The 3003-nt window shown below is 56.8% G+C and carries 2 protein-coding genes; both read left to right on the forward strand.

Annotated features, from left to right (window positions below):
• Positions 1-127 precede the first annotated feature (127 nt).
• Positions 128-2569 (forward strand): transporter, encoded by a 2442-nt coding sequence (locus ACFFAR_RS29520; protein WP_375509049.1) that lies wholly within the window; start codon positions 128-130, stop codon positions 2567-2569.
• Positions 2566-3003 (forward strand): type IV secretion system protein (locus ACFFAR_RS29525; protein ID WP_375509050.1); only part of this gene is annotated, 438 nt, incomplete at its 3' end. The genes ACFFAR_RS29520 and ACFFAR_RS29525, both read left to right, overlap by 4 nt.

The raw sequence follows: 3003 nt of genomic DNA on the forward strand, positions 1-3003 counted from the left end.
CGATGAAGTACGGCTACCGGCTTGATACGTTCCGCCAGGCATTCGAGTTGACCCCGTCACGCGTAGCCCACGAGCAGTTCCGAGCCGAGCTGTTTCGGAACGGGCCTCCGCAGCGCAAGGAAAGATGATGTCCATTTACGAAAAAATGAAACGTCAGCCGGCCGTTGAAGACAAGATGCCGAAGATCGGTCACGCCGTCTCCGAGCATGTGACGAGTTGCGGCAACGACCGAACCTTGCTCGTTATCCGTCTGCCGGGCATCCCGTTTGAGTCGGCGACGGACTCCATTCTGGAAAACCGCTTCGACTCCTTCAATCGCTTCTTGTCGTCTCTCGGCGCGACCAAAGGCAATCGACTGTCGATCACCACGACGCTCAAGCGCCGGCGCATGGCGCACGACCAGACGTACGGGTTTCGCTCGTCGTTTATGAAGGACTTTAGCGAACAGTATCTCGCGCGCTTCAAGAAAACCGACTATTTCGAAAACACTTACTTTTTGAGCGTGGTGCTTAAGCACGACGATCTCGCGGAAGGCGTGGCCGAGATGGAAGAGCTCTTGCAGACCATCGTAAAGGCCCTGAACGCGTACGACCCGGAGATCTTGTGCGCTTACGAGCGCAATGGCGTGATGTTTTCCGAAACCTTTGAATTCATCGGCGAGCTGATCAATGGTGTCGAGCGTCGGGTGCCGGTGACCGAGATGCCAGGCCACCAAGCGATACCGAACGCGTGGATGCACTTCGGTTACGACGTTTTGGAAGTGCGCTCCGACAACAACACCAAATACGCAGTTTGCTATGACTTGAAGGATTTGCCGAAGAGCGGCTGGGGCCAGATGAATTCGCTGCTGACCGTGCCTGTCGAGTTCACCTTGACGCAATCGTTCGGATTTCTGGGCACGCATCAGGCGAACGCGAAGATCGAAACACAGATTGGCAAGCTTACGTCGGTGCAAGACAAGGCCGTTCATCAAATTGACGACTTGAGTCACGCGCAGGCCCTACTCGCTGCGCGTGAGCTTGCGTTCGGTGATTACCATGGTGCGCTCGTGGTATACGGATTGAGCGCGCAGAAGGCAATCGAAAACGGGACCTACGTTGCCGCGCAGTCGCTCAATGAATGCGGTGTGAGCTGGATGCCTGCCACCTTGTCTGCCCCGGTCACCTACTTTAGTCAGGTGCCAGGCGCGACCAAGAAGCCGCGCCCGAGTCCTCGGTCCACCCGCACGCTGGCGTCGACGTCGTCTATGCACAACTACTCGACTGGCAAAGCGAAGGGCAATCCAATCGGCGACGGCACCGCGGTGATGCCACTCTCGACCGTAGGCAAGGGTCGATTCGATTTCAATTTTCACGCGTCGCTGCCTGATCAGGACAACACCGGCGAGAAATTCGCAGGTCACACCCTGATCCTCGGTGCGACCGGTACAGGTAAGACCACGCTGCAGCTGTCGCTCGTCGGTTTTCTCGAGCGGTTCGATCCTAAGATCTTCGCCCTTGACCTCGACCGGGGAATGGAGATCTTCATTCGTAACCTAGGCGGTGTCTATCTGCCGTTGAAGGCCGGTGTCGAAACGGGGCTCGCGCCGTTTGAGCTTCCGCCCACCGAAGCGAACTTGCAGTTCCTGTACAGCCTGGTGAGGTCGTGCGGGCGTGACCCTGCTGGCCAGATTAATGACGCCGATGCGGTCAAAGTCAAGAACGCGGTCGACGCCATCTATGCAATCGAGCGGGTCGAAGATCGCGTGTTCAGCCGCCTGCTCGAAAACATTGCGGATGACGGCACGCCCAATTCGCTCTGGACGCGGCTGTCGAAGTGGTGCCATGCGGCCGACGGCGAATTCGCGTGGGCGCTCGACAACGTGCCCAATACGATGATCGACGTGACGAAGCAGCACCGCATCGGCTTTGACGTCACCGATTTCCTGCAGAAAAACTATCAACCAACTGAGCCAGTCCTTGCCTACCTCTTCTACCTCAAAAAGCTGATGCAGGAAAACGGCGGCCTGCTGGTGACGATCGTCGAAGAATTCTGGTTGCCAGCGCAGTACCCCGTGACACAAGACCTGATTTTGAAGTCGCTCAAAACCGGTCGAAAGATCGAAGAGTTCGTGCTGCTTGTGTCGCAGTCGCCGGAAGATGCCATTGCGAGCCCGATCTTTGCCGCAATTCAACAGCAGACGGCCACCAAGATCTATCTGCCGAACCCCGACGCGCGGTTCGAGGCTTACGAGGTGTGCAACATGAACCGAAAGGAGTTCGACGTCCTCAAGAGCCTCGACAAGGAATCGCGGACGTTTCTCATCAAACAGAGCAATCAGTCAGTGTTTGCAACGCTTGATCTATATGGCATGTCGGACGCGCTTGCAGTTCTCTCCGGCACGACGGACAACATTCCGATTTGGGACAAGGTGTGGGCGGAATACGGGCCTGATATCGACAAGTGTATGGCGGTCTTCCAATCACGGCGCAAGGGCAAGAAGAAGGCTGCCAAATTCGATCGGCATGCCATAGACCCCTCGCATGGCCCAGCCTATGCAGCGAGTCTCGAAGACGGAGCAACATCATGAGCGTGGCTCCGATCAATGTCGCCATTTTCCAGCCGCTCATGACCATGTTCGACACGACCGTCAATCAGACGATCATGACGGGCTCTGCCAACCTGATCACGTTGATCAGCCCTCTGGTCGCGGCTGGCCTCGGCATCTACATGTTGTTGATCATGACCTCCTACTGGCGTGGTGCGACGGACCAGCCGGTGATCGACTTCTTCATGCGGTTCGCTGCATGGGGACTCATCATCACCGCCGGGATGAACATCCAGTACTACACCGAGTATGTGGTGCCCTTCTTCAATGGCGTCGGTGACGACATTGCACAGGCGTTGACGAATAGCCCCTCGACAGGTACGGCCCTGGACACCTTGCTGTCATCTTATCTCACCGCGATTAACAACCTGTTCGCCCCTTTGAGCCCGTTCAACGTCGGTGGTTACGTTGCTTCG

It is taken from the genome of uncultured Caballeronia sp., assembly GCF_964243625.1.
In the GTDB taxonomy this organism is placed as follows: domain Bacteria; phylum Pseudomonadota; class Gammaproteobacteria; order Burkholderiales; family Burkholderiaceae; genus Caballeronia.